Origin of the sequence: Pseudomonas graminis (assembly GCF_900111735.1) — a bacterium.
In the GTDB taxonomy this organism is placed as follows: Bacteria; Pseudomonadota; Gammaproteobacteria; order Pseudomonadales; family Pseudomonadaceae; genus Aquipseudomonas; species Aquipseudomonas graminis.
In genome coordinates this window covers 107,780-131,785 of record NZ_FOHW01000012.1, presented here as the reverse complement: position 1 = coordinate 131,785, position 24,006 = coordinate 107,780, and the positions used below count along the sequence as shown (strand labels likewise).

Below are 24,006 nucleotides of genomic sequence, written 5' to 3'. Positions count from 1 at the left end.
GATGGCTGCAGGCGCCCCTAAAGCGCAGGGCCAGGTGCGACACTCAACAGCCCCGCCGATGCTGAGGCACCGACGGGACTTGAATCAGGCAACCGGTGCGGGTGGTGGCTCGTCCGGTATTGTCGGCACGCCGCCTTCGTCAGGCTGAGGGTACTCGTTTGGACTGTCTGGGTCTGGCTGCCCGGGAATGCCCCCGGCGACCATATTATTGAGGTGTGGATGCGCTAACAGCGACCAAGCCAGCAAACCAACCTGATTGGCACTCGGGTCGGGTTCCTTGCTGCTGGTGTTGATGTGTCTCTTCATAGGGCACTCCTGAGCGTTGGCCCCACCCGCATGGTGCGGATGGGAACAGTTCAGTCAATAGAGTGCGAATTGCGAGACAAATTCAGTGCCTGGCTGACAAATGGCGCGATTAGGTACGGGGCAGCGTCACACCGCGCTGGCCTTGGTACTTGCCACCACGGTCCTTGTAGGACACTTCACACTCTTCGTCGGATTCCAGAAAGAGCATCTGTGCGACGCCTTCATTGGCGTAGATCTTCGCCGGCAGTGTGGTGGTGTTGGAGAACTCCAGGGTCACGTGCCCTTCCCATTCAGGCTCAAGGGGCGTCACGTTGACGATGATGCCGCAGCGCGCATAGGTGCTTTTGCCAAGGCAGATGGTCAGCACATTACGCGGAATGCGGAAATATTCGACGGTGCGTGCCAGCGCAAAGGAGTTCGGCGGGATGATGCAGACGTCGCTTTTGACGTCTACAAAACTTTTTTCATCGAAATTCTTGGGGTCTACGGTGGCCGAATTGATGTTGGTGAACACCTTGAATTCGTCGGCGCAACGCACGTCGTAGCCATAGCTGGAGACACCGAAAGAGATCACCCGATCAGCGCCTTCGCCGCGCACCTGACGCTCCACGAACGGCTCGATCATGCCGTGTTCCTGCGCCATGCGGCGAATCCACTTGTCCGATTTGATGCTCATGGCGGTGTCCTGAATAGCGAGGTGAAAAAGATGTCCGGCATCTTACCGGTCGAACGCCCCGGGTTCAAAGATTGCGCACCGCGTGCATTAACGGCGTTGAGCCACCTCAAGAAAAAATCGTAGACAGCCCCTTTGCACATCCGAGAAAAAGGGGTAAGGTGGCTCCACTGTGTTGCTTGTGTCACTGAGAATATCTACACGATGTTGAATTTCGATCCAACCATCTCCAAGAATTTTTCCTGCTCTTTGCACTCAGTCTCGGCCAGGGCACTTCCTGAGTCGCAGTTAACTTTGTCCAAGGAGATACACCATGTCTAATCGCCAAACTGGTACCGTTAAGTGGTTCAACGATGAAAAAGGCTTCGGCTTCATCACTCCACAATCGGGTGACGACCTGTTCGTTCACTTCAAAGCTATCCAATCTGACGGCTTCAAAAGCCTGAAAGAAGGCCAACAGGTCTCTTTCATCGCTACCCGCGGTCAGAAAGGCATGCAAGCTGAAGAAGTTCAAGTTATCTAACTTGTACTGATTAGCTTAAAAAACCCCGCCATCAAAAGTGGGGTTTTTTTATGCCTGTAGAAAGGGCATTTCTGCACATCCCGCCTGCAACCTTTGCCTCAATGCTTACTACCGCGACATGCCGAGCATCCGGCACATCGCGTCTCCAGCCTTACGCCTCAGCGCATCAGTCGTCGCTCACAGAGATGCTCGGCATCTCCGCAGTAGCAGCTTCCTGCAGCACGATCCGCGCGCCGACATGACGCGCCAGCTCCTGATACACCATCGCAATCTGACTCTCAGGCTCGGCAATCGCGGTTGGCTTGCCACCATCGGCCTGCTCTCTGATGAGCATGGACAGTGGCAGCGAGGCCAGCAGCTCGACGCCATATTGCGTCGCCAGCTTTTCCCCTCCGCCTTCACCAAACAGATGCTCGGCATGGCCACAGTTCGAGCAGATATGCACGGCCATGTTTTCAACGACACCCAGCACCGGGATGTTGACCTTGCGGAACATCTCCACGCCTTTCTTCGCATCCAGCAATGCAAGATCCTGCGGGGTCGTGACGATCACAGCGCCTGCGACCGGGACCTTCTGCGCGAGGGTCAGCTGGATATCACCAGTGCCTGGCGGCATGTCGATGACCAGGTAGTCCAGATCATTCCAGGCGGTCTGGGTCACCAGCTGCAACAGTGCCCCCGATACCATCGGCCCTCTCCAGACCATCGGCGTGTTGTCGTCGGTCAGAAACGCCATCGACATCACTTCGATGCCGTGGGCTTCGATCGGTACGAACCACTTCTGATCCTTGATCTTCGGACGGGTGCCTTCGGCGATACCGAACATAACGCCCTGGCTCGGACCATAGATATCGGCATCAAGAATGCCGACGCGCGCGCCTTCCCGGGACAGCGCCAGCGCAAGGTTGGCAGCGGTCGTGGATTTACCAACGCCGCCTTTGCCCGACGCAACGGCCACGATGTTTTTCACATTGGCCAGGCCGGGGATCTGACCAAGGGCTTTGTGAGGATGAATGACCGAGGCGATCCGGACACTGGCCGACGCGACGCCATCCAGTCCTTCAATCGCCATCTGCAGCATCTGCGCCCAGCCGTTCTTGAACAGCGCGGCCGCGTAACCCAGTTCCAGCTGGACACTCACGCGGTCACCGTCGATATCGATGGCGCGGACACAACCGGCGCTGACCGGGTCCTGATTCAAGTAAGGATCGGTGTACTGGCGAAGGACGGCTTCCACCGTTGCGCGATTGACAGCGCTCATGGGTGACTCCCTATAAAGACTGACTAAAACAGGCGGCCATCCTACCTTGTATGCCTGATAAAGAACGCAACGACGTTTCCTTTCAAGCACATCGGCAGATTCCGACATGCAGCGCGGGATGAAAAAAAACGCTCAGGCCTTTATAGTGGCCGACCTCCGTTTCACTTCAAGTAGCCGAGCCCAATGTCCGAGCCACGCAAGATTCTCGTCACCAGCGCCCTGCCCTATGCCAATGGTTCCATTCACCTTGGCCACATGCTCGAGTACATCCAGACCGACATGTGGGTGCGCTTTCAAAAGCACCGCGGCAACCAGTGCATTTACGTGTGCGCGGACGACGCCCATGGTTCGGCGATCATGCTGCGCGCCGAGAAGGAAGGCATAACGCCGGAGCAACTCATTGCCAACGTGCAGGCCGAGCACAGCGCCGACTTCGCTGACTTCCTGGTGGATTTCGACAACTTCCATTCGACCCACGCCGAAGAAAACCGCGAGCTGTCGAGCGAGATCTACAAGCGCCTTCGCGACGCCGGGCACATCGCTACGCGCTCCGTGACGCAATATTTCGACCCGGAAAAGAAAATGTTCCTGGCCGACCGCTTCATCAAAGGCACCTGCCCGAAATGCGGCACTGAAGACCAGTACGGCGACAACTGCGAGAAGTGCGGTGCGACCTACGCCCCGACTGACCTGAAAGACCCAAAGTCCGCGATTTCCGGTGCAACCCCGGTACTCCGGGATTCGAAGCATTTCTTCTTCGACCTGCCGGCGTTCGACGCCATGCTCAAGAGCTGGACGCGAAGCGGCACGTTGCAGGACGCCGTGGCTAACAAAATCGCCGAATGGCTCGATTCCGGCCTGCAGCAGTGGGACATCTCCCGCGATGCGCCGTATTTCGGCTTCGAGATCCCCGACGAGCCGGGCAAATATTTCTACGTGTGGCTGGATGCTCCCATCGGCTACATGGCGAGCTTCAAGAATCTGTGCGCGCGCCGCCCGGAACTGGACTTCGATGCGTTCTGGCGCAAGGATTCGACCACTGAGCTTTACCACTTCATCGGCAAGGACATCGTCAACTTCCATGCGCTGTTCTGGCCAGCGATGCTTGAAGGCTCAGGGTTCCGCAAGCCTACCGCCATCAACGTTCACGGCTACCTGACCGTCAATGGCCAGAAGATGTCGAAGTCCCGTGGCACCTTCATCAAGGCACGCACCTACCTTGAGCACCTGTCGCCTGAGTACCTGCGCTATTACTACGCGGCCAAGCTGGGCCGTGGCGTCGACGATCTCGACCTGAACCTTGAAGACTTCGTGCAGAAGGTCAACTCTGACCTGATCGGCAAGGTGGTCAACATCGCCAGCCGTTGCGCGGGCTTCATCCAGAAGGGCAACGCAGGTTTGCTGGTGGCCGGCAATGCCGAGCCCGAACTGACCGACGCCTTCCACGCAGCAGCGCCAAGCATTGCCGACGCCTACGAGGCACGTGACTTTGCCCGGGCGATGCGCGAAATCATGGCGCTGGCCGACCGCGCCAATGCCTGGATCGCCGACAAGGCGCCTTGGTCGCTGGCCAAGCAGGAAGGTAAACAGGATGAGGTTCAGACGATCTGCGCGCTGGGCATCAACCTGTTCCGTCAACTGGTGATCTTCCTCAAGCCTGTGCTGCCGAATCTGGCTGCGGACGCCGAGCAGTTCCTCAATGTCGCGCCACTGACCTGGGATGACCACCAGACGCTGCTGAGCAATCATCAGCTCAACCCGTTCCAACCGCTGATGACCCGCATCGACCCTGTAAAAGTGGAAGCCATGACCGACGCATCGAAAGAAGACCTGGCCGCCAGCGCCACCGACACTGGCGCGGCAACTCAAGGCAACGGCGAGCTGACGAAAGACCCGCTCTCGCCGGAGATCGACTTCGACGCCTTCGCGGCGATCGACCTGCGTGTCGCGCTGATCGAAAAAGCCGAGCACGTCGAAGGCGCCGACAAGCTGTTGCGCCTGACGCTGGATATCGGCGACGAGAAGCGCAATGTCTTCTCCGGCATCAAGAGCGCCTACCCGAAACCGGCGGAGCTGGAGGGTCGGTTGACCATGATGATCGCCAACCTGAAGCCGCGGAAAATGCGCTTCGGTATTTCCGAAGGCATGGTGATGGCAGCGGGCCCTGGCGGTGAAGAGATTTACCTGCTGAGCCCTGACAGCGGCGCCAAGCCCGGCCAGCGCATCAAGTAACCCGACCCCAAACGCAACATTCTGCACGTTATCGGCGGCCCGCTCGGGCCGTCGATCTGGTCCAAGCATGAGCCTGATTCAGCGCATAGACGCCTTGTTGCCGCAAACCCAGTGTGGGAAGTGCGGCCATCCAGGCTGCCAGCCCTACGCCGAAGGCATTGCCAGCGGCGAAGCCATCAACAAGTGTCCACCCGGTGGCGACGAAACCATTGAGGCACTGGCTCGACTGCTGAATGTACCGGTCCTGCAACTGGACACCGAACGAGGCAGCGCGCCGGCGCAAGTTGCGTTTATTCGCGAGGCCGAGTGCATCGGTTGCACCAAATGCATCCAGGCCTGCCCGGTGGACGCGATCGTCGGCGCCGCCAAGCTGATGCACACCGTCATCGTTGAGGAATGCACGGGCTGTGACCTGTGCGTTGCCCCCTGTCCGGTCGACTGCATCGACATGCTGCCGCTGCCGATGACCTCGGTGCCGTTCATTGGCGATGGGGCGATGGATGAAATGCAGCGATCAGTCAGAGCGGTCAAACGCAGTCGGGCACGGCAACGCTTTGACGCGCGCACGGCCCGCATGCAGCGCGATGAGCAACGACGCCAGACCGAACGCCAGGCTCGCCAGTCACGGACCGTCACGCCTGCCGTTCTCCAGCCAGACCCGGCACAAGCCGCCCTGGCGCGCATCCGCTCGACACCTTCGGCAGGCGGCGACGCGGCGTTGAAACAGGCACGCGCCCAGGTCGCCATGAGCAGAGCTCAATTGCTGAAGTCGCTGAAAGCCTTTGGTCACCCGCCAATTGCCGAACAAGCCGCACAACTGGTGCAGTTGCAGCGCGGCCTCGACGAGGCAGAGCGCGCGCTCGCCCAGTTGCAGAATCCTGCGCCCGCCGCATCGTCTTCTCAGGAACCCCCCGCCCCATGAACGCCGCCAAACGCCTCGAGATCTTTCGTCGCTTGCACGAAGACAATCCCGATCCCAAAACGGAACTGGCCTACACCACGCCGTTCGAGCTGTTGATCGCCGTGATTCTCTCGGCGCAAGCGACCGACGTCAGCGTCAACAAGGCCACGGCGCGTCTGTACCCGGTGGCCAATACACCTCAGGCGATCTACGCGTTGGGCGTCGAGGGTTTGTCTGCCTATATCAGGACCATTGGCCTGTACAACAGCAAGGCGCGGAACGTGATCGAAACGTGCCGCCTGCTGACTGAACTGCACGGAGGGGAAGTGCCGCAAACCCGAGAGGCGCTTGAAGCCCTGCCCGGCGTGGGCCGCAAGACCGCGAACGTGGTCCTGAACACCGCGTTCCGCCAGTTGGCAATGGCGGTCGACACGCACATCTTCCGCGTCAGCAACCGCACCGGTATCGCGCCCGGGAAGAATGTGGTGGAAGTTGAACACAAGCTGATGAAGTTCGTGCCCAGGGATTACCTCATGGATGCGCACCACTGGCTGATCCTTCACGGCCGTTACGTATGTATTGCGCGCAAGCCCCGGTGTGGCAGCTGCCGGATCGAGGACCTGTGCGAGTACAAGGCGAAGACCTCTGACGATTGAACGATAGCTTCGCCAGGCTTTAATCGATTAAAAAAATCTTTTTTACCCGCGCGGGGTTTGTCGCTATAAGGAGCGCCAACGACTGTTCACGCCTGAGGCTGAATCATGAGCGATGAAAAAGACACCCTCGAAGTGGATGACGACTTCGTCACCGAAGAGCCGGAAGAAGCCCTGCCCGTCCCGGTAGAGACCGCCAAGACCAACCTCAGCAAGCGCCGCACCATCGATAACCTGCTGGAAGAGCGTCGCCTGCAAAGGCAGCTTGCAGACTACGATTTCGATTTCTGAACACTGCTTGAAATGCTCTGCCTCAAGGCCTCTCCCTGCAGAGAGGCCTTGGCAGAAAACGCATGAGCGGAAAACGCCGCCTGAAGCACCGTTGCCTCTCGGCCATCAAACCAGTCCATTACGCTGCGCGAGCTCAATGAGGTCCACCAGCGAATGCGCATTGAGCTTGAGCAACAGACGCGTTTTGTACGTGCTGACGGTCTTGTTGCTCAGAAACATGCCGTCGGCGATTTCCTTGTTGGTCTTGCCACGGGCCAATTGCTGCAACACCATCATTTCCCTCCCGGACAGACGATCCACCATCTCCGCCTCACTGGCATTGCCAAGACTGGAGCGCACCGTGTGCAGTGCCTGATTGGGGAAATAACTGTAGCCGGACAACACCGCCTTGATGGCGCTGAGCAATTCGGTCAAATCCTGCTGCTTACAGACATAACCCGCCGCCCCCGCCTGCATGCAGCGCATTGAAAAATGCCCCGGCGCCTGGGAGGTGAGGATCAGCACTTTGAAGGCCAGCGTCATTGCCGACAATCGAGCGATGACCTCCAGGCCATCGAGCTTGGGAATACCGATGTCCAGAATGACAATGTCCGGCAAATGCTCGCGCGCCAGTTGTAACGCATCCACGCCGTTATCCGTCTCGGCAATGACTTCGTAGCCATGGCGTTCCATCAACATGCGTACGGCGAGCCTAATGACTGGGTGATCATCCACGATCAACACTTTATTCATGAGCAGTCCATTTTTCGCTGTTCGAATTTTCAGAGCCCGCACAATAGCTTAGTCGTTTAGTGCTTTGCATGGCGCTCCTCCCTGCAGACCAGCAGGCAAAGACCTTTCTCACTCAACCAACAGAAAAATCCTACAAAACCTGCCCTATCCGCTCTGTTTTTTATGAAGTGCAGTCCTGTCTCAGTACGTGACCGCATAATTTCCGAGATCGCAAGTGGTCATTTGTGAATCCTGAATACGCTGAGCATTTCTGACGATATGAACGCGGTTTAATAGCTCGCTTTGTCATAAGGTCCATCGGCGCCCCTTTGCTCCGCCCACCGGTTTGAATGTGCGGACATCCATGGCTTTGCGTGACGCCCATCAAAAAAGGCTTCCTCTTTGAAGCACTGCCCCAGGGTAGCGGGTGACAACCTGCTCACCACGACCGTCATGACTTCAGCATATGCCCATCTGGCCAGGCTGCCAGTAAACAAAAATCATAAAATATTGCGGACCATGGGAGACGTGGACGGCCGCACACATTTGCTTAAAACACAGGTGTGCGCCCGACGAGTTTCATTACATATTAAATACTCGAAAGGACCTACAGCGGGTTAAGAAATTTCTGAACAGCCTGAACTAACTTTCAACTGTTCTTACCCAGATACCGGGCCAGGAACGGGATAAAAAGTTTCGCCACGTAACCTCCTCCACCGGGTGCTGCCCCATTTAATAAAGCCTGCGTCAGATCACCCTATTAAAACGGGGGGCTGCCCCGCCTTTCACGTAATACTATTCAGCCCATAACATCCAGCACCATCAAGTCATTCCAGAAAAATACTACATAACTAACGGACTATTATTACCGCCAAAAACATCACCCAAAGAGATTAAAAAACAAACTGCATATTTTTTGGCTTTTTACTTGCCAAACCTATTACCACTCGTTACTTTTTGATGAGCGAATGGTTCAGCCCACTGTTAGTTAGTGGCGTCTCTCACGATATAAGATTATTGCGCCTATAAAGGCTGGTGTTTCTTGTGCCAGCAGTCCGTGCGCAGGCCACTCTTCGGCATGAATAAGCCATTCAGTGTTTAAACACGCTTAAGCGTGAACGTCCCGGCAGTGCAGGCTGTTTAGTTGATATGTTCAAAGGAACCTACCATGACCAAGAAAATAAAATACTCCATTGGCGCGAGCAGCGACCCTCTTAAGCTGGCGGAAGCGGTAGAGCGCTACGTTTCAGAAGGCGGCGTCATCAATGTCATTGCAGAGGGAGAATCACGGGAGACCGAAGCATCGCGGCAAACCCGGGACGCCGATCCTGAGGCGGAGCTGTCCACCAAGGTCGACCTTCTCAAGGGGCTTGTTGCCAAGGGAGCGGGTGTCGCCGCGCTGCAATACTCGCTGCGCATGAACCAGAAGGACATCAAGCGCCTGGCCAGCGAGAACGGTCTGAAGATCCGCTACTGCCAGCCTGTTCGGCGGTCACGCACGTCCCGGCAAAGAGAGCCGGCAACCGTGGACGACGCCACCGCCGGGCATGCCATGCATTACTCGGCATTGGGCTATACGGTTCCCGAAATCGCTCAACTATTGGGCGTGGGAATCCGCGATATCTGGGACATTGGGAAAGCCTATCGCTTTGAGTTTCGAACAACTTCGCAGGGGGATACGGCTGAGAACATCGCTGATAAAGACACAGATTTGCCAACATGATGCAGGAGATGAAACGAAGCCCAGTCGCGTCCTTTACCGCCCGTAAACGGGGGCAATAACCGACGACCGAGGAAGCGGGAAAAGTTTCTGATGATCCGCCAGGGGCACAACGTGAACAGGCAGTGAGTGCAGCCCCGGACAGGGCTGCACGTCAATCATGACAGCAATCAGAACAACTTGCGGCCCTTGTTCGCGGCAATGCGCATGCGCAACGCGTTGAGCTTGATGAAGCCGGCAGCATCTGCCTGATTGTAGGCGCCGCCGTCTTCTTCGAACGTCGCGATGTTGGCATCGAACAGCGACTCGTCGGACTTGCGACCGGTCACGATTACGTTGCCCTTATAAAGCTTCAGGCGCACCACACCATTCACGTGTGCCTGCGAAGCATCGATCATCTGTTGCAGCATAAGACGCTCAGGGCTCCACCAGTAGCCGGTGTAGATCAGGCTGGCGTACTTGGGCATCAGCTCATCTTTAAGGTGCGCGACTTCGCGGTCCAGAGTGATCGATTCGATCGCACGGTGACCACGCAGCATGATGGTGCCGCCCGGGGTCTCGTAGCAGCCACGGGACTTCATGCCGACGTAGCGGTTTTCGACGATGTCCAGACGGCCGATCCCGTGTTCGCCGCCGATGCGGTTCAGGGTGGCAAGAACGGTGGCCGGGGTCATCTCGACGCCGTCCAGTGCAACGATGTCGCCATTGCGGTAGGTCAGCTCCAGATACTGCGCCTTGTCGGGCGCGTTTTCCGGCGACACTGTCCACCGCCACATGTCTTCTTCGTGTTCGGTCCAGGTGTCTTCCAGCACGCCGCCTTCATAGGAGATGTGCAGCAGGTTGGCATCCATCGAATACGGGGATTTTTTCTTGCCGTGGCGCTCGATCGGAATCGCGTGCTTCTCGGCGTAGTCCATGAGCTTCTCGCGGGACAGCAGGTCCCACTCACGCCAAGGCGCAATCACTTTCACGCCAGGCTTGAGCGCATAGGCGCCCAGTTCGAAACGAACCTGGTCGTTGCCTTTGCCGGTAGCGCCGTGGGAAATGGCGTCAGCGCCGGTTTCGTTGGCGATTTCGATGAGGCGTTTGGCGATCAGGGGACGCGCGATGGAAGTACCCAGCAGGTACTCGCCTTCGTAGACGGTGTTGGCGCGGAACATCGGGAACACGAAATCACGCACGAACTCTTCGCGCAGGTCGTCGATGTAGATTTCTTTGACGCCCATGGCTTGCGCCTTGGCGCGTGCTGGCTCGACTTCTTCGCCCTGACCCAGGTCAGCGGTGAAGGTCACCACCTCGCAGTTATACGTGTCTTGCAGCCACTTGAGGATTACCGAAGTATCCAGGCCACCGGAATACGCGAGAACTACCTTGTTTACGTCCGCCATGCCATCACTCCAACGCGTTGTACGGAAAACCGACGAGTTTACCGTTCACGCGCGGGAATTTACAGTGTCGCGACAGCTTCTGACGACAAAGCGACAGATTCTTTCAGTCAGACGACTTGGCTGCCCATCATCAAGAGGCCTTGGCGGGCGTCGTACTTGCCGCTGTGGCAGGCGCAGCGCCAGGGGTTGGCGATGCCGCAGGCCCTGGCAACGGAGCCGGTGCAGGTGCAGGTGCAGGTGCAGCGGATGGCGGCACGGTTGGGGTCTGCTGCGCCACACGCTCCAGGTGAATATTCACCCGACGGTTGCGCGCGCGATTGGCATTGTTGGTGTTCGGCGCCAGCGGATATTGCTCGCCGTGGAAACGCAGGGTGATCTGCTCTTCCGGGATGCCCTGGGCTTTGAGGTAGTCCATCACCGACAGCGCACGACGCCGCGACAGATCGCGGTTGGTCAACCGGTTGCCGCTGTTGTCGGAGTGGCCGTCGAGTTCGACGTGATTGACCGTCGGATCAGCCTTCATATAAGCCAACACGGTGTCCAGCTTGCGCTTGGCCGTAGCGTCCAGCTCGATGCCGCCACCCGGGAAGCCGATCTCGGACTGTCGGACTTGCTCGAAATTCATCGGCAACAGCTTCGCGGTACAGACTTGGAAGTCACCGTAGGCCTTGCTGAATTTCACCGGTAACAGCCGCACTTCCATCGCACCGCCGCCATCGCGCAAGGTGTGACGAATGGTCGGGCTGCGCCCTTCCATCAAACCGGCGATCAGACGCGTCGCCTGGGCCTGATTGGTATTAAAGGGAATCTCGCCGCTGCCGACTTTCACCGCACCAAGATTGAGATCACTGCGACCCGGCTGCCAAGGCGCCGCAGCGGCAATCAACATGGCCGAACCGGACGCCAGACTGTAGCCATTTGCTTTCAAGCGAAACGTCGGCTGCTCACCCGCGCGCCGCACGAACTCGCCGGCGCCGAAATCGGCGATCGGTTGAGTCAGTCTGCACTCGAACTGGTCGCCTTCCACCTTCCACTCAATATTCTCCAGACGGGTCTGGAAGGTGAGCGCCACGGCCGGCAGGCTGGCAAACACGCTGAGCAGGGCTAGATATCGCTGGCGCACGGGAGGCTCCACTAAATTCACGCGTAACAAGATTAATGACTTACACGTGGCTATCGGTAACTTCCCGCAAAACTTGATAGCGAGTGCCTGGAGGAGTCTTTTCCGGTAGCATTCCCAGCGAGTTTGACCCGCCTGGAATCCCCAATGTCCGAACGCCTGACCCTCCTGCGCCCCGACGACTGGCATATCCATCTTCGAGATGGCGCTGTTTTGCCCCACACCGTCGCCGACGTAGCGCGCACTTTTGGCCGCGCGATCATCATGCCGAACCTCGTGCCTCCGGTACGCAACGCGGAGCAAGCGGACGCCTATCGTCAGCGCATCCTCGCTGCACGTCCGCACGGCAGCCGCTTCGAGCCGCTGATGGTGCTTTATCTCACCGACCTGACGCAGCCCGAAGAGATTCGCGCCGCGAAGGCCAGTGGCTTCGTGTATGCCGCCAAGTTGTACCCGGCAGGCGCGACTACCAATTCCGATTCGGGCGTGACCAGCGTCGACAAGATCTTTCCGGTGCTCGAGGCGATGGCTGAAGTGGGCCTGCCGCTGTTGATTCACGGCGAAGTGACCCGCGGCGACATCGACGTGTTCGACCGCGAAAAGATTTTCATCGATGAACACATGCGTCGTGTCGTCGAGCGTTTTCCGACGTTGAAAGTGGTGTTCGAACACATCACCACCGCCGACGCCGTGCAGTTCGTGAATGAAGCCTCGGCCAATGTCGGTGCGACCATCACTGCGCACCACTTGTTGTATAACCGCAACCACATGCTGGTGGGTGGCATCCGTCCCCACTTCTACTGCTTGCCGATTCTCAAGCGCAACACCCACCAGGTCGCCCTGCTCGATGCCGCCACCAGCGGCAGCAGCAAGTTCTTCCTCGGAACGGACTCCGCGCCCCACGCGCAGCACGCCAAAGAAGCGGCATGCGGTTGTGCCGGCTGCTACACCGCATTCGCCGCCATCGAGCTGTACGCCGAGGCATTCGAGTCACGCAATGCGCTGGACAAGCTGGAAGGTTTCGCCAGTCTCCACGGCCCGGCGTTCTATGGCCTGCCGACCAACACCGACACCATTACTCTGGTTCGTGACGAATGGACGGCCCCCGCCAGCCTGCCGTTTGGCGAGCTTTCTGTTATCCCGCTGCGCGCCGGTGAAAAACTGCGCTGGCGCCTGCTGGAGGAACACGCGTGAGTGAAGAACATTACGAAGACGAGCAAGAAGGTTCCGGTGGCGGTACAGGGTCCCGGCACCCGATGGCTGCCCGTTTTCGAGGTTACCTGCCCGTTGTGGTTGACGTAGAAACAGGCGGGTTCAACTGCGCCACTGATGCGTTGCTGGAAATCGCAGCCACGACGATTGGCATGGACGAGAAGGGCTTTGTCTTTCCTGACCACACGTATTTCTTCCGTGTCGAACCCTTCGAAGGCGCTAATGTTGAAGCGGCGGCGCTGGAGTTCACCGGCATCAAGCTGGACCACCCGCTGCGCATGGCCGTGAGCGAAGAAACCGCGCTGACGGACATCTTCCGCGGCATCCGCAAGGCGCTGAAAGCCAACGGCTGCAAGCGGGCAATTCTGGTCGGCCACAATGCCAGCTTTGACCTGGGCTTTCTCAACGCAGCGGTTGCGCGGCTCGACATGAAGCGTAACCCGTTCCATCCGTTCTCCAGCTTCGACACCGCGACGCTGGCGGGCCTGGCGTACGGTCAGACTGTTCTGGCAAAAGCCTGCCAGTCGGCGGACATCGATTTCGACGGCCGCGAGGCCCATTCGGCCCGTTACGACACCGAAAAGACTGCCGAGCTCTTCTGCGGCATCGTCAACCGCTGGAAAGAAATGGGCGGCTGGCACGACTTCGATAACTGAGTCGATGCGGCTGCGCGATACAAGAACCGGCCCATGTGGCCGGTTTTTTTATCGCTAGCCGGGGACTGATTAATTTACGGAGAAGCGTGTAAATAAATCAGTCCCCTCCAACACTCTGCGTCCCGACTGGCCCCTTCCCGGCTAAAGCCGGTCCCACTAAAAAGCAGGTCGCGTACAACCCGTGGGACCGGCTTCAGCCGGGAAGCTTTTGATCCGCTTTTGATCTGCTTTTGATCTGCTCTTGATCTGTTTTTGATCTTCTTACGCAAAAGGTTCAGTCACCGCAGAACGCGACTTGGGTGCAGGCTGAACGCAGGTCTCGCGCAGTGGGCCGAGCGGCATGGATGCCGCGAGAGCCGCCCCCCGCCATGGATGGCGGATGGCGGCGGGCCCACGGAGCGAGACCGGAGTGAAGGTATTCCGACGAAGGAGGAACCCAACCAGGAGCAGGGCCTTTTTGGTTACTTTTTCGGCTCTTGGAAAAAGTGACCCGCCGTAAGGGCGGAACCGTAATCAGCACCACCGCCGATAATGGATACACACACAACCCTCACAAGCGATCATGCCTATCGCCGCAGCCGACCACTCATCGGTAGCCACGCGAAGAAGCCTGAGTAGTTTTGACAAGCATTCTCATTAACATTAGTATCCCTCGCATTGAGCCAATCACTCAGCGACGGTTTCTTATATGTATGTCTGCCTCTGCCAAGGTGTTACCGACGGACAAATCCGTGAAGCAATCATGGAAGGATGCTGCAGCTATCGTGACGTCCGCGAGACCCTCGGTGTCGCCAGCAAGTGTGGGAAATGTGCCTGCCTCGCCAAGGAAGTGGTGCGTGAAACCCTGACCGAGCTGCAAACCAGCCACGCCGCCCTCGCCTATCCCGCAGAATTTTCAGCTGCCTGAAAGACCGCTTTCAAACAAAACCGGGCCCTGTCCGGTTTTTTTATGCCTTTAATTCAATCGCTTAGCAACAAGATGCGGAACACAAACATTCTTATTCCTATTTATTTTCACTTATTATTCAATAACTTAGGTTTGACAGAGTTATAGGCTGGGCTCAGACTTCCCGCCTGCATTACCTATATCTTCGACAGGACCCGATCATGAAAGGCGACATCACAGTCATCCAGCATCTCAACAAGATCCTCGGTAACGAGCTGGTCGCGATCAACCAGTACTTCCTGCATGCGCGCATGTATGAAGACTGGGGCCTGAACAAGCTGGGCAAACACGAGTACCACGAATCCATCGACGAGATGAAACACGCTGACAAACTGATCAAGCGCATCCTGTTTCTGGAAGGCCTCCCGAACCTGCAGGACCTGGGCAAGATCCTGATCGGCGAGCACACCAAAGAAATGCTTGAGTGTGACCTGCGCATCGAGCGCAAGGGCCACGCCGATTTGAAAGCCGCCATCGCGCACTGCGAAACCGTCGGCGATTTCGGCAGCCGCGAGATGCTGGAAGACATTCTGGAATCGGAAGAAGAGCACATCGACTGGCTGGAAACCCAGTTGGGCCTGATCGACAAGGTCGGCATCGAGAACTACCTGCAGTCTCAGATGGGCGAAGAGGACTGATAGTCGTCCCTGACACCGCTCAATAAAAAGCCCCGCTTCTCGGCAGAGAGCGGGGCTTTTTTACGACTGCGGAAATCAGGCAGTGGCGTTTTTCGCAACAGCGGCTTTCACCAGTTCCTGCAGCGAACCGTCAGCCTGCATTTCAGTGATGATGTCGCTACCGCCGACCAGCTCACCACCGACCCACAGCTGCGGGAACGTTGGCCAGTTGGCGTACTTCGGCAGGTTGGCGCGGATTTCCGGGTTCTGCAGGATATCGACGTACGCGAACTTTTCGCCACACGCCATCAGTGCCTGAGAAGCCTTGGCCGAAAAGCCACACTGCGGGGCATTCGGAGCGCCTTTCATGTAAAGCAGAACGGTGTTGCTGGCAATCTGGTCTTTGATCGTTTCGATAATATCCATGGAGCACCTCGGCTAAACTTTACGACTGTATGTGTCGACACGGTGGCGCATTCTAAACGATTCCCGAGCATAACGCTTGGTCTTGGCCATGGCGGCTCCTCGGGAAATGAAGGCCGTCATGCCGCTGCCACGGTCACCGGCACCCCGTTGAGCACGGCGTTCCCGGAAATCCCGTCCAGTGTCCGCTCGTCAGTCAGGTCGTTGGCGCTCTCACCTGGCTGGGCCGCCGCGGTTTCCATTTTCACGCCCGGACGACCGTGACCCCAGCCGTGGGGCAGGCTGACAACCCCGGGCATCATGTCCGCGCTGCTCATCACTTCGACCTCGATCGCGCCGACCCGAGAGCTGACCCTGACTCGCTGACCGTCCATCAAGCCCCGGCTGAGCAAGTCGTCGGGGTGCATCAGCAACTGATGCCGCGGCTTGCCTTTCACCAGACGATGGTAATTGTGCATCCATGAATTATTGCTGCGCACATGGCGCCGACCGATGAGCATCAGGCCATCAGCGTCAGGCGCAAGCACTCCGGCAAAGCGGGCAAGGTCAGCGAGAATCAATGGCGGCGCGGCTTGCACGCGCTGGTTGATGGTTTTGAGGCGCGCAGCGAGATTGGGCTTGAGCGGGCCTAGGTCCAGACCGTGGGGATACTGCGCCAGTGTCTCCAGGGACAGCTTAAACGGCGAAGCATCACCGTACAGCCCGGCGCGCAAACCGCGATCGACCATCTGCGCCGGCGGCATCGTCGGTTTCAGCTCGCGGCCGGTTTTCAGCGCGAAGGCCTGGGCGAGCCCGACAAAGATTTCCCAGTCGTGCAGTGCGCCCTCTGGCTTGGCGAGGATCGCGCGGTTGAACCGGGTGACGTTGCGCACGGCAAACATGTTGAACGTGGTGTCGTAGTGGTCATTTTCCAGCGCCGACGTCGACGGCAGAATAAGGTCCGCGTGCCGCGTGGTTTCGTTGATATACAAATCGACGCTGACCATGAATTCAAGGCCTTCGAGCGCAGTATCAAGCTGACGTCCGTTGGGCGTCGACAACACCGGATTACCCGCAACGGTGATCAGCGCCTTGATCTGCCCTTCTCCCGGGGTCAGCATTTCCTCGGCCAGCGCAGAAACCGGCAGCTCGCCGCCGTACTCCGGCAGTTGGGAGACGCGACTCTGCCAGCGATTGAAGCTGCCTCCTGACGTCGACGCCACCAGATCCAGCGCGGGCTCGGTGCACAGAGCACCGCCTTCACGGTCAAGATTACCGGTGACCAGATTGATCAGTTGCACCAGCCAGTGGCACAGGGTGCCGAACGCCTGGGTGGAAATGCCCATGCGCCCGTAACACACACCGCTTTTGGCAGCGGCGAAATCCCGAGCGAGCTGCCTGATCTGCTCGGCGGGCACGCCGCATCGAGGGCTCATGGCGTCGGCGTTCATCTCGCTGACGGCGGCGCGGACTTCCTCAAGACCATCAACCGCAAGGTGGCTCTCACGGGTCAGGCCTTCGGCAAACAGGGTGTGCAGCAGGCCAAACAGAAACGCCGCGTCGCCGCCCGGCCGGATGAACAGGTGCTTATCGGCTATGGCGGCGGTTTCGCTGCGGCGCGGATCGACCACAACGACTTTGCCGCCACGGGCCTGAATCGCTTTCAGACGCTTCTCAACGTCAGGCACGGTCATGATGCTGCCGTTGGACGCCAGCGGATTACCGCCGAGGATGAGCATGAAATCGGTGTGGTCAATGTCGGCGATGGGCAGCAGCAGGCCGTGGCCGTACATCAAATGACTGGTCAGGTGATGAGGCAGCTGGTCCACGGAGGTTGCGGAATAGCGGTTACGGGTTTTCAGCAGCCCGAGAAAATAGTTGCTGTGGGTCATCAGCCCATAGTTGTGCACGCTGGGGTTGCCCTGGTACACCGCCACCGCGTTCTGCCCGTGACGTGCCCGAATGTCGGCCAGGCGCTCGGCGATCAGATCAAACGCGGCCTGCCACTCGATCGGCTGCCAGTCATTGCCAATGCGCTGCATCGGCTGGCGGAGGCGATCGGGATCATTCTGGATGTCTTGCAGCGCGACGGCTTTGGGGCAGATATGCCCGCGACTGAAGGTGTCCTGCGCATCGCCCTTGATCGAGGTGATCAGGGTGCTGGCGTCGTCCTGCAGGGTGGTTTCGAGGGTGAGGCCGCAAATCGCCTCGCACAGGTGACAGGCACGGTGGTGGAGAGTCTTGGTCATCGCCAGTCTCGAGTTTTTATAGGGCGATCAAGCGATCGCGGATACAAAACTATGGGACCTGTCCGGGCGATGCGCCAGAAATGTCAGTGCCGTGAATCGGGCGGCATCAGGCGAGCCGATAGCTCACCCGATGAAGGACACGCGACTCAGGAAGCGGTGCCACCGATAGGCGTGACCACCTTGCGCTGCATCTGCACCTCATGAACCGTTTCGATCTGTTCCTGAGACACCTGAATGCCGGTGAGTTCGCCGATCAGCCGCCAGTGCTCGTCGAGTCCTGCGCTGATGGTTGCCATGCGATCGATCATCCGGCGTCCCGCAGAACGGGTCACTTCGTCTTCGCTGCGCATCAGTTCGAACGACATCGACGTCATGGACGCCGTGAGGTGCGTAAGGGTTCGAGCCGTCAGCCCGAGCAGTTCCGTCAGTTGTTGCTCTTTTGAATCCATTCCCCACCTCTTTTGGAGGACATAAGCCGCCTTTATAACCCACGCCGATGGTTTAGGAAACGTCCGGGTTTCCGCGGCGTGAAGCATGTCGCATAAGGCTGCACAGTGGTTTGCGACTGTTGCGGATCGGGCAGTCATCGCGGCGACGCCAAACAGCGCTACAAGCGGACTGTCCAATCAGGACTAATGCGATGGCGAATGGCCTGCGCAGAATGATGACTGTAGCACTTCGTTACATGAAAAGCGTCCTGCGAACGCCGTTTTCAGGCTACCGAACGTCCGACGACGATTTTCCGTCACGGCGGGCCTTGGCATCAGGCGACATTTTCTTATACCCTCGCGCCTTCCCTATTCGTCGCCCCGTGCGGCTTTCGCCGCAGGTCTCGCCCGTTTTTCCGAAAAAACCCGGCTTTGAGGATCTGCGGTCTGTTGCAGACAAGGTAGTTAATGATGAGCGCAAGGCACTTTCTCTCGATGATGGACTACACCCCCGCTGAGCTGGTCGGGGTGATTCGTCGTGGCGTTGAGCTGAAGGACCTGCGAAATCGAGGCGTGCTTTTCGAGCCATTGAAGGGCCGCATCCTGGCGATGATCTTCGAGAAGTCCTCGACCCGGACCCGCGTCTCGTTCGAAGCCGGCATGATCCAGCTGGGCGGCCAGGCCATTTTCCTCTCCCCTCGGGACACCCAGCTGGGCCGTGGCGAGCCGATCGCCGATGGCGCGCGGGTCATGTCGCGGATGGTCGATGCCGTGATGATCCGGACCTTCGCCCACAGCAACCTTACCGAGTTCGCCGCCCACTCCCGCGTACCGGTGATCAACGGCCTGTCAGATGACCTTCATCCCTGCCAGTTGCTGGCCGACATGCAAACCTTTCTCGAACACCGCGGCTCCATTCAGGGCAAGACCGTGGCGTGGATCGGCGATGGCAACAACATGTGCAACAGCTATATAGAAGCAGCGATTCAGTTCGACTTTCAGCTGCGTGTCGCCTGCCCGAAAGGCTACGAACCCAGTGAGCATTTCCTGACCCTGGCGGGCGATCGCGTGACCCTGACCCGTGATCCCCAAGAAGCGGTGAAAGGCGCGCACCTGGTCTCCACCGATGTCTGGACGTCCATGGGCCAGGAAGAAGAAGCTGCCAAGCGCCTGGCCCTGTTCAAGCCTTTCCAGGTCACCCGCGAGATGCTCGACCGCGCTGCCGACGATGTGATTTTCATGCACTGCCTGCCGGCGCACCGTGGTGAAGAGATCAGCGAAGACCTGCTGGATGACCCGCGTTCGGTAGCGTGGGATCAGGCGGAGAACCGGCTGCATGCGCAGAAGGCCCTGCTCGAATTCCTCGTGGCCCCGGCCCTCACTGCCCCATGAGTCAGCCCCTGCTGCTGACGCTGCATAACCTCGCCTGTGGTTATCAGGACCAACGCGTGGTGCAGCACCTCAATCTGCACCTGAATGCGGGCGACATCGGTTGCCTGCTGGGGTCGTCCGGCTGCGGCAAGACCACTACCTTGCGCGCCATCGCCGGTTTCGAGCCGGTCCACGAAGGCGACATCACGCTGGCGGGTGAAGTCATTTCCCGCCCCGGGTTTACCCTGGCCCCGGAGAAGCGCCGGATCGGTATGGTGTTTCAGGATTACGCCCTGTTCCCCCACCTCACAGTCGCGGACAACATCGCCTTCGGCATCCGCAATCACCCGCGCCAAAAGCAGGTGGTTCAGGAAATGCTGGAGCTGGTCAATCTCGGCGCGCTGGGCACACGTCATCCCCATGAGCTGTCCGGTGGACAGCAGCAAAGGGTGGCGCTGGCCCGTGCGCTCGCCCCTGAGCCACAGTTGTTGCTGCTCGATGAACCGTTTTCAAACCTGGATGGCGAGTTGCGTCGACGCCTGAGCCACGAGGTGCGCGACATTCTCAAAGCCCGTGGCACCAGCGCGATTCTGGTGACCCACGACCAGGAGGAAGCCTTTGCCGTGAGTGATCACGTCGGTGTGTTCAGGGACGGTCGGCTGGAGCAGTGGGACACTCCCTACAACCTTTATCACGAGCCGGCGACGCCTTATGTCGCCAGTTTCGTCGGTCAGGGTTATTTCATTCGCGGGCAAATGATCGATGCCGAATCAGTGCAGACCGAGCTGGGCGTGCTGCGCGGCAATCGTGCGTACCCCGGCGCGCCAGGCACCCCAATGGATGTGTTGCTGCGACCTGACGACATCGTTTATGCGCCCCACAGCCCGATCAAGGCTCGCGTCGCGAGCCTGACGTTTCAGGGCGCGGCCACCCTGTATCGCCTGCAGTTACCGACCGGCACGCAACTGGAAGCGTTGTTCCCCAGCCACGTGGATCTGCGCGCGGGGGATCAGGTCAGCTTCGAAGTGTCAGCCGAGCATCTGGTGCTGTTCCCGGCTTCGGGCAGCGTGCCGGTGCATCGGAGCGTTCCGGTGCATCGGGACGTGGCGATCTGAAGGCCTGCCACTCACGCTCATGCACTAGTTAGCCCAATAGCAACTAGCTCAGGATCAAGGCGCAGCTGGCCACCAGCGTCGCGTGCCCGCCGATTTTCACGCGTTCCCCCTCCAACCGACAGAACAGCTCCCCTCCCCGCGCCGACGCCTGATAACCGGTCAGGCTGAATTTGTTCAGCCGGGCCGACCAGTAGGGAATGAGGCTGCAGTGCGTCGAGCCCGTGACCGGGTCTTCGTTGATGCCGATGCCCGGCGCAAAGTAGCGCGAGACAAAATCGTAGCGTTCGCCATCCGCCTTGGCGGTGACGATCACCCCAGGCCACGGCAGACGCGCGATGGCGGCGAAGTCGGGTTTGCAATCGCGAACAGCCTGTTCTGACTCCAGTACCACGAGCAATTCAACCGCACTCAGCACATCGACGACGGAGACGCCAAGGGCGCGTTCGATCTCCACCGTCACACCCTTCTCGGCGGGTGGGATCGATGGGAAGTCCAGCACAAGCCGATTGCCTTCACGGCTGACACTCAACTCGCCTGATTTACTCACGAAGTGGATAACCTCGGCCTTCTCGCCGTACTTCTCGAACAGCACGAAGGCGCTGGCCAGGGTCGCATGCCCGCACAATGGCACTTCGTGGGTCGGGGTGAACCAGCGTATGTGCCAGCCCGCGCCTTCACGGACCAGAAAGGCGGTCTCCGACAAATTATGCTCTGCCGCAATGTGCTGCATAAGTGGGTCGGAAAGCCAGGCGTCCAGGCGGTAGACCATCGCCGGGTTGCCTGAGAACGGGCGGTCGGTGAAGGCATCGACCTGATGGAATTCAAGCTGCATGGAAGGCATCCCCGAGTAAAGAAATGCAGCGACCCGGTTCGGGCGCTGCCGGTCTGCGGTCAATTTCCCCGCATGAAAGGGTCAGTCATTTCTGACGTACCCGGCGAATCATTCCCGGCCGATCCGGGCAAAGGTCGCACTGGTGTGTTGCGCAAGTACCGCGGCGGGCAGTTCGACTTCAAGCCCGCGCCGACCTGCGCTGACAAAAATCGTCGCGAACGGTTGAGCGGACTCATCAATGAAAGTGCGCAGCCTTTTCTTCTGCCCCAGCGGGCTGATCCCGCCCAGCAGATAGCCCGTGGCACGCTGGGCAGCGGCCGGGTCCGCCATTTCAGCCTTCTTCGCGCCTGCCGCATGGGCCAGGGCTTTGAGGTCCAGCGATCCCACCACCGGGACCACGGCGACCAGCAACTCGCCTTTTTCAGTACTGGCCAGCAGCGTCTTGAACACCTGAGCGGGGGCCAGATCGAGCTTCTCTGCCGCCTCCAGGCCATACGAAGCGGCTTTGGGATCGTGCTCGTAACTGTGGACGCGATGTTCGGCGCGAACCTTTTTCAGTAAATCCAATGCAGGGGTCATGCAGCACTCCAGACAGCCAGATACTTTCTCTTTTGCTGACGATACTTTAGGCCATCAGTTATCGAAATGCCTGCATTCGAGAAGGACTTATCCACTAATATCGGCGTCTTGGAACATTCATCGACAAGGTTCGTTTTCGACCTTTGACAAGGTTCGTTTACGTCTATATTTTTTCGAATACGAATATCCCGCTTGCTTCCTTGACGCCATCCCGGTATTCAGTGCGCAAAGGCACCTCGCACAGGCAACAAAACGGACGGCCGTTTCCGGAAACTCGCTACATCACCAGGCATTCACCATGACCGACACCGAAAATAAGAATTACATCATCGCTCTGGATCAAGGCACCACCAGCTCCCGCGCCATCATTTTTGACCGCGACGCCAACGTGGTCAGCAGCGCCCAGAGCGAGTTCGTTCAGCACTATCCCCAGCCTGGCTGGGTCGAGCACGATCCGATGGAGATCTTCGCGACCCAGACCGCGTGCATGACCAAGGTGCTGGCGCAGGCGAATCTGCATCACAACCAGATCGCCGCGATCGGTATCACCAACCAGCGTGAAACCACGGTGGTCTGGGAAAAGGACACCGGCCGGCCGATCTACAACGCCGTGGTCTGGCAATGCCGTCGCAGCACCGAGATCTGCCAGCAACTCAAGCGTGACGGTCTGGGAGACTACATCCGGGACACCACCGGGCTGGTCATCGATCCGTACTTTTCCGGCAGCAAACTGAAGTGGATTCTTGATCACGTTGAAGGCAGCCGCGAGCGCGCCCGCCGTGGCGAGTTGCTGTTCGGCACGGTCGACAGCTGGCTGATCTGGAAATTTACCGGCGGCAAGGTGCACGTCACCGACTACACCAACGCCTCGCGCACGATGATGTTCAACATCCACACGCTGGAGTGGGATCAGCGCATGCTCGACGTGCTCGACGTGCCCCGGGAGATGTTGCCGGAGGTCAAGTCGTCATCTGAAGTGTATGGCCACAGCAAAAGCGGCATCCCTATCGCCGGGATCGCCGGCGATCAGCAATCGGCATTGTTCGGCCAGATGTGCGTCGAGCCGGGTCAGGCGAAGAACACCTACGGCACCGGCTGCTTCCTGCTGATGAACACGGGCAAGAAAGCCGTCAAATCCAGCCACGGTATGCTCACCACCATCGGTTGCGGTCCGCGCGGCGAAGTGGCGTACGCGCTGGAAGGCGCGGTATTCAACGGCGGGTCTACCGTGCAGTGGCTGCGTGACGAGCTGAAAATCGTCAACGACTCCATGGACACCGAATACTTCGCCACCAAGGTGAAAAACAGCAATGGCGTCTATCTGGTACCAGCCTTCACCGGTCTGGGCGCGCCCTACTGGGACCCCTATGCACGGGGCGCCTTGTTCGGCCTGACCCGTGGCGTGAAGGTCGATCACATCATTCGGGCCGCGCTGGAGTCCATCGCCTACCAGACCCGCGACGTGCTCGACGCCATGCAACAGGATGCCGGCGAGCCGCTCAAGGCCCTTCGCGTTGACGGCGGCGCAGTGGCGAACAACTTCCTCATGCAGTTCCAGGCCGACATTCTCGGCACGCCGGTGGAGCGCCCTAAAATGCGTGAAACCACGGCATTGGGTGCGGCCTATCTGGCGGGCTTGGCGATCGGGTTCTGGAGCGGGTTGGACGAGCTGAAGGGCAAGGCGGTCATCGAGCGCAAGTTCGAGCCGCAATGCGATGACGCCGAGAAGGAAAAGCTCTACGCCGGCTGGCGCAAGGCAGTAGACCGCACGCGCGACTGGGAACCCCACGAAGAGGTCGAATAAGCGCGATCCCGAACGG

Annotated in this window: 24 protein-coding genes and 1 pseudogene; 14 read left to right on the top strand and 11 right to left on the bottom strand. The window is 58.9% G+C overall.

Going from position 1 to position 24,006, the window contains the following annotated elements; all coding sequences use genetic code 11:
• Positions 1-84: 84 nt before the first annotated feature.
• Together BMY98_RS11675 and dcd are read right to left on the bottom strand one after the other, a co-directional pair.
• A complete protein-coding gene (locus BMY98_RS11675; RefSeq protein ID WP_074889014.1) occupies positions 85-306 on the bottom strand; it encodes a hypothetical protein in 222 nt (73 codons plus the stop codon).
• A gap of 109 nt (positions 307-415) precedes the next feature.
• Positions 416-982: a dCTP deaminase gene (gene dcd, locus BMY98_RS11670; protein WP_074889011.1), complete on the bottom strand. Its 567-nt coding sequence runs from the start codon at positions 980-982 to the stop codon at positions 416-418.
• Between the two features lie 310 nt (positions 983-1,292).
• Here dcd and BMY98_RS11665 point away from each other — a divergent pair, with 310 nt between their 5' ends.
• On the top strand, positions 1,293-1,502 hold the full coding sequence (locus BMY98_RS11665) for a cold-shock protein (protein ID WP_002554837.1): 210 nt from the start codon (positions 1,293-1,295) through the stop codon (positions 1,500-1,502).
• A 166-nt stretch (positions 1,503-1,668) separates the two neighbouring features.
• Here the strand turns inward: BMY98_RS11665 and apbC are convergent, their stop codons facing one another.
• Positions 1,669-2,763 carry an iron-sulfur cluster carrier protein ApbC gene (gene apbC / locus BMY98_RS11660; RefSeq protein ID WP_074889008.1) on the bottom strand — a complete coding sequence of 365 codons (1,095 nt, stop codon included), beginning with the start codon at positions 2,761-2,763 and terminating at the stop codon, positions 1,669-1,671.
• Between the two features lie 183 nt (positions 2,764-2,946).
• On the opposite strand from apbC, the gene metG reads away from it, so the two are divergent.
• The 4 genes and pseudogenes from metG to BMY98_RS11640 all read left to right on the top strand — a co-directional run bounded on the left by metG (position 2,947) and on the right by BMY98_RS11640 (position 6,840).
• Positions 2,947-4,995 carry a methionine--tRNA ligase gene (gene metG / locus BMY98_RS11655; protein WP_074889006.1) on the top strand — a complete coding sequence of 683 codons (2,049 nt, stop codon included), beginning with the start codon at positions 2,947-2,949 and terminating at the stop codon, positions 4,993-4,995.
• A gap of 67 nt (positions 4,996-5,062) precedes the next feature.
• A pseudogene (gene rsxB / locus BMY98_RS11650) lies at positions 5,063-5,905 on the top strand (electron transport complex subunit RsxB); the annotation flags it as partial.
• Between the two features lie 8 nt (positions 5,906-5,913).
• Entirely contained in the window at positions 5,914-6,552 is a 639-nt protein-coding gene (nth, locus tag BMY98_RS11645; protein ID WP_074889000.1) for an endonuclease III, read from the top strand.
• Between the two features lie 105 nt (positions 6,553-6,657).
• Complete coding sequence (locus tag BMY98_RS11640; protein WP_074888998.1) at positions 6,658-6,840, top strand: PA3496 family putative envelope integrity protein; 183 nt, start codon at positions 6,658-6,660, stop codon at positions 6,838-6,840.
• 105 nt (positions 6,841-6,945) lie between these two features.
• Here the strand turns inward: BMY98_RS11640 and BMY98_RS11635 are convergent, their stop codons facing one another.
• Positions 6,946-7,572 (bottom strand): response regulator transcription factor, encoded by a 627-nt coding sequence (locus tag BMY98_RS11635; RefSeq protein ID WP_037012286.1) that lies wholly within the window; start codon positions 7,570-7,572, stop codon positions 6,946-6,948.
• A 1,147-nt stretch (positions 7,573-8,719) separates the two neighbouring features.
• Here BMY98_RS11635 and BMY98_RS11630 point away from each other — a divergent pair.
• Positions 8,720-9,274, top strand: coding sequence for a hypothetical protein (locus BMY98_RS11630; RefSeq protein WP_074888994.1), 555 nt, complete (start codon positions 8,720-8,722; stop codon positions 9,272-9,274).
• A 167-nt stretch (positions 9,275-9,441) separates the two neighbouring features.
• Here BMY98_RS11630 and BMY98_RS11625 read toward each other — a convergent pair whose 3' ends face one another.
• Together BMY98_RS11625 and BMY98_RS11620 are read right to left on the bottom strand one after the other, a co-directional pair.
• Positions 9,442-10,659 (bottom strand): argininosuccinate synthase, encoded by a 1,218-nt coding sequence (locus BMY98_RS11625; protein ID WP_074888991.1) that lies wholly within the window; start codon positions 10,657-10,659, stop codon positions 9,442-9,444.
• 130 nt (positions 10,660-10,789) lie between these two features.
• The gene (locus BMY98_RS11620; RefSeq protein WP_074888988.1) at positions 10,790-11,782 is read right to left on the bottom strand and encodes a flagellar protein MotY; all 993 of its coding nucleotides are present in this window, start codon (positions 11,780-11,782) and stop codon (positions 10,790-10,792) included.
• Between the two features lie 144 nt (positions 11,783-11,926).
• Between BMY98_RS11620 and pyrC the strand changes: the two genes are divergently transcribed.
• From pyrC to bfr, 5 genes are all read left to right on the top strand, one after another.
• Positions 11,927-12,973 carry a dihydroorotase gene (pyrC, locus tag BMY98_RS11615; RefSeq protein WP_074888986.1) on the top strand — a complete coding sequence of 349 codons (1,047 nt, stop codon included), beginning with the start codon at positions 11,927-11,929 and terminating at the stop codon, positions 12,971-12,973.
• Positions 12,970-13,647, top strand: a complete 678-nt coding sequence (gene rnt, locus BMY98_RS11610; protein ID WP_074888982.1) for a ribonuclease T — start codon at positions 12,970-12,972, stop codon at positions 13,645-13,647. Before pyrC ends, rnt begins: the two co-directional genes overlap by 4 nt.
• Complete coding sequence (locus BMY98_RS28080; RefSeq protein ID WP_139214479.1) at positions 13,644-13,739, top strand: PEP-CTERM sorting domain-containing protein; 96 nt, start codon at positions 13,644-13,646, stop codon at positions 13,737-13,739. The genes rnt and BMY98_RS28080 overlap by 4 nt, the downstream gene beginning before the upstream one ends.
• A gap of 596 nt (positions 13,740-14,335) precedes the next feature.
• The gene (locus BMY98_RS11605; RefSeq protein WP_065992556.1) at positions 14,336-14,554 is read left to right on the top strand and encodes a bacterioferritin-associated ferredoxin; all 219 of its coding nucleotides are present in this window, start codon (positions 14,336-14,338) and stop codon (positions 14,552-14,554) included.
• Positions 14,555-14,754: 200 nt separating this feature from the next.
• Positions 14,755-15,231 carry a bacterioferritin gene (gene bfr, locus BMY98_RS11600; protein WP_065992554.1) on the top strand — a complete coding sequence of 159 codons (477 nt, stop codon included), beginning with the start codon at positions 14,755-14,757 and terminating at the stop codon, positions 15,229-15,231.
• A gap of 75 nt (positions 15,232-15,306) precedes the next feature.
• Here bfr and grxD read toward each other — a convergent pair whose 3' ends face one another.
• The 3 genes from grxD to BMY98_RS11585 form a co-directional block, all read right to left on the bottom strand.
• On the bottom strand, positions 15,307-15,636 hold the full coding sequence (gene grxD, locus BMY98_RS11595) for a Grx4 family monothiol glutaredoxin (RefSeq protein ID WP_074888979.1): 330 nt from the start codon (positions 15,634-15,636) through the stop codon (positions 15,307-15,309).
• Positions 15,637-15,752: 116 nt separating this feature from the next.
• Positions 15,753-17,861, bottom strand: coding sequence for a molybdopterin oxidoreductase family protein (locus tag BMY98_RS11590; RefSeq protein ID WP_074888976.1), 2,109 nt, complete (start codon positions 17,859-17,861; stop codon positions 15,753-15,755).
• Positions 17,862-18,007: 146 nt separating this feature from the next.
• On the bottom strand, positions 18,008-18,310 hold the full coding sequence (locus BMY98_RS11585; protein ID WP_074888973.1) for a hypothetical protein: 303 nt from the start codon (positions 18,308-18,310) through the stop codon (positions 18,008-18,010).
• A 450-nt stretch (positions 18,311-18,760) separates the two neighbouring features.
• Between BMY98_RS11585 and argF the strand changes: the two genes are divergently transcribed.
• The gene (gene argF / locus BMY98_RS11580; RefSeq protein ID WP_074888970.1) at positions 18,761-19,681 is read left to right on the top strand and encodes an ornithine carbamoyltransferase; all 921 of its coding nucleotides are present in this window, start codon (positions 18,761-18,763) and stop codon (positions 19,679-19,681) included.
• On the top strand, positions 19,678-20,775 hold the full coding sequence (locus BMY98_RS11575) for an ABC transporter ATP-binding protein (RefSeq protein ID WP_074888967.1): 1,098 nt from the start codon (positions 19,678-19,680) through the stop codon (positions 20,773-20,775). The genes argF and BMY98_RS11575 overlap by 4 nt, the downstream gene beginning before the upstream one ends.
• 43 nt (positions 20,776-20,818) lie before the next feature.
• Here the strand turns inward: BMY98_RS11575 and BMY98_RS11570 are convergent, their stop codons facing one another.
• Together BMY98_RS11570 and ybaK are read right to left on the bottom strand one after the other, a co-directional pair.
• On the bottom strand, positions 20,819-21,607 hold the full coding sequence (locus tag BMY98_RS11570) for a PhzF family phenazine biosynthesis protein (RefSeq protein WP_074888964.1): 789 nt from the start codon (positions 21,605-21,607) through the stop codon (positions 20,819-20,821).
• 108 nt (positions 21,608-21,715) lie between these two features.
• Positions 21,716-22,186 (bottom strand): Cys-tRNA(Pro) deacylase, encoded by a 471-nt coding sequence (gene ybaK, locus BMY98_RS11565; protein WP_074888961.1) that lies wholly within the window; start codon positions 22,184-22,186, stop codon positions 21,716-21,718.
• Between the two features lie 298 nt (positions 22,187-22,484).
• On the opposite strand from ybaK, the gene glpK reads away from it, so the two are divergent.
• Entirely contained in the window at positions 22,485-23,990 is a 1,506-nt protein-coding gene (glpK, locus tag BMY98_RS11560; protein WP_074888958.1) for a glycerol kinase GlpK, read from the top strand.
• Positions 23,991-24,006 lie beyond the last annotated feature (16 nt).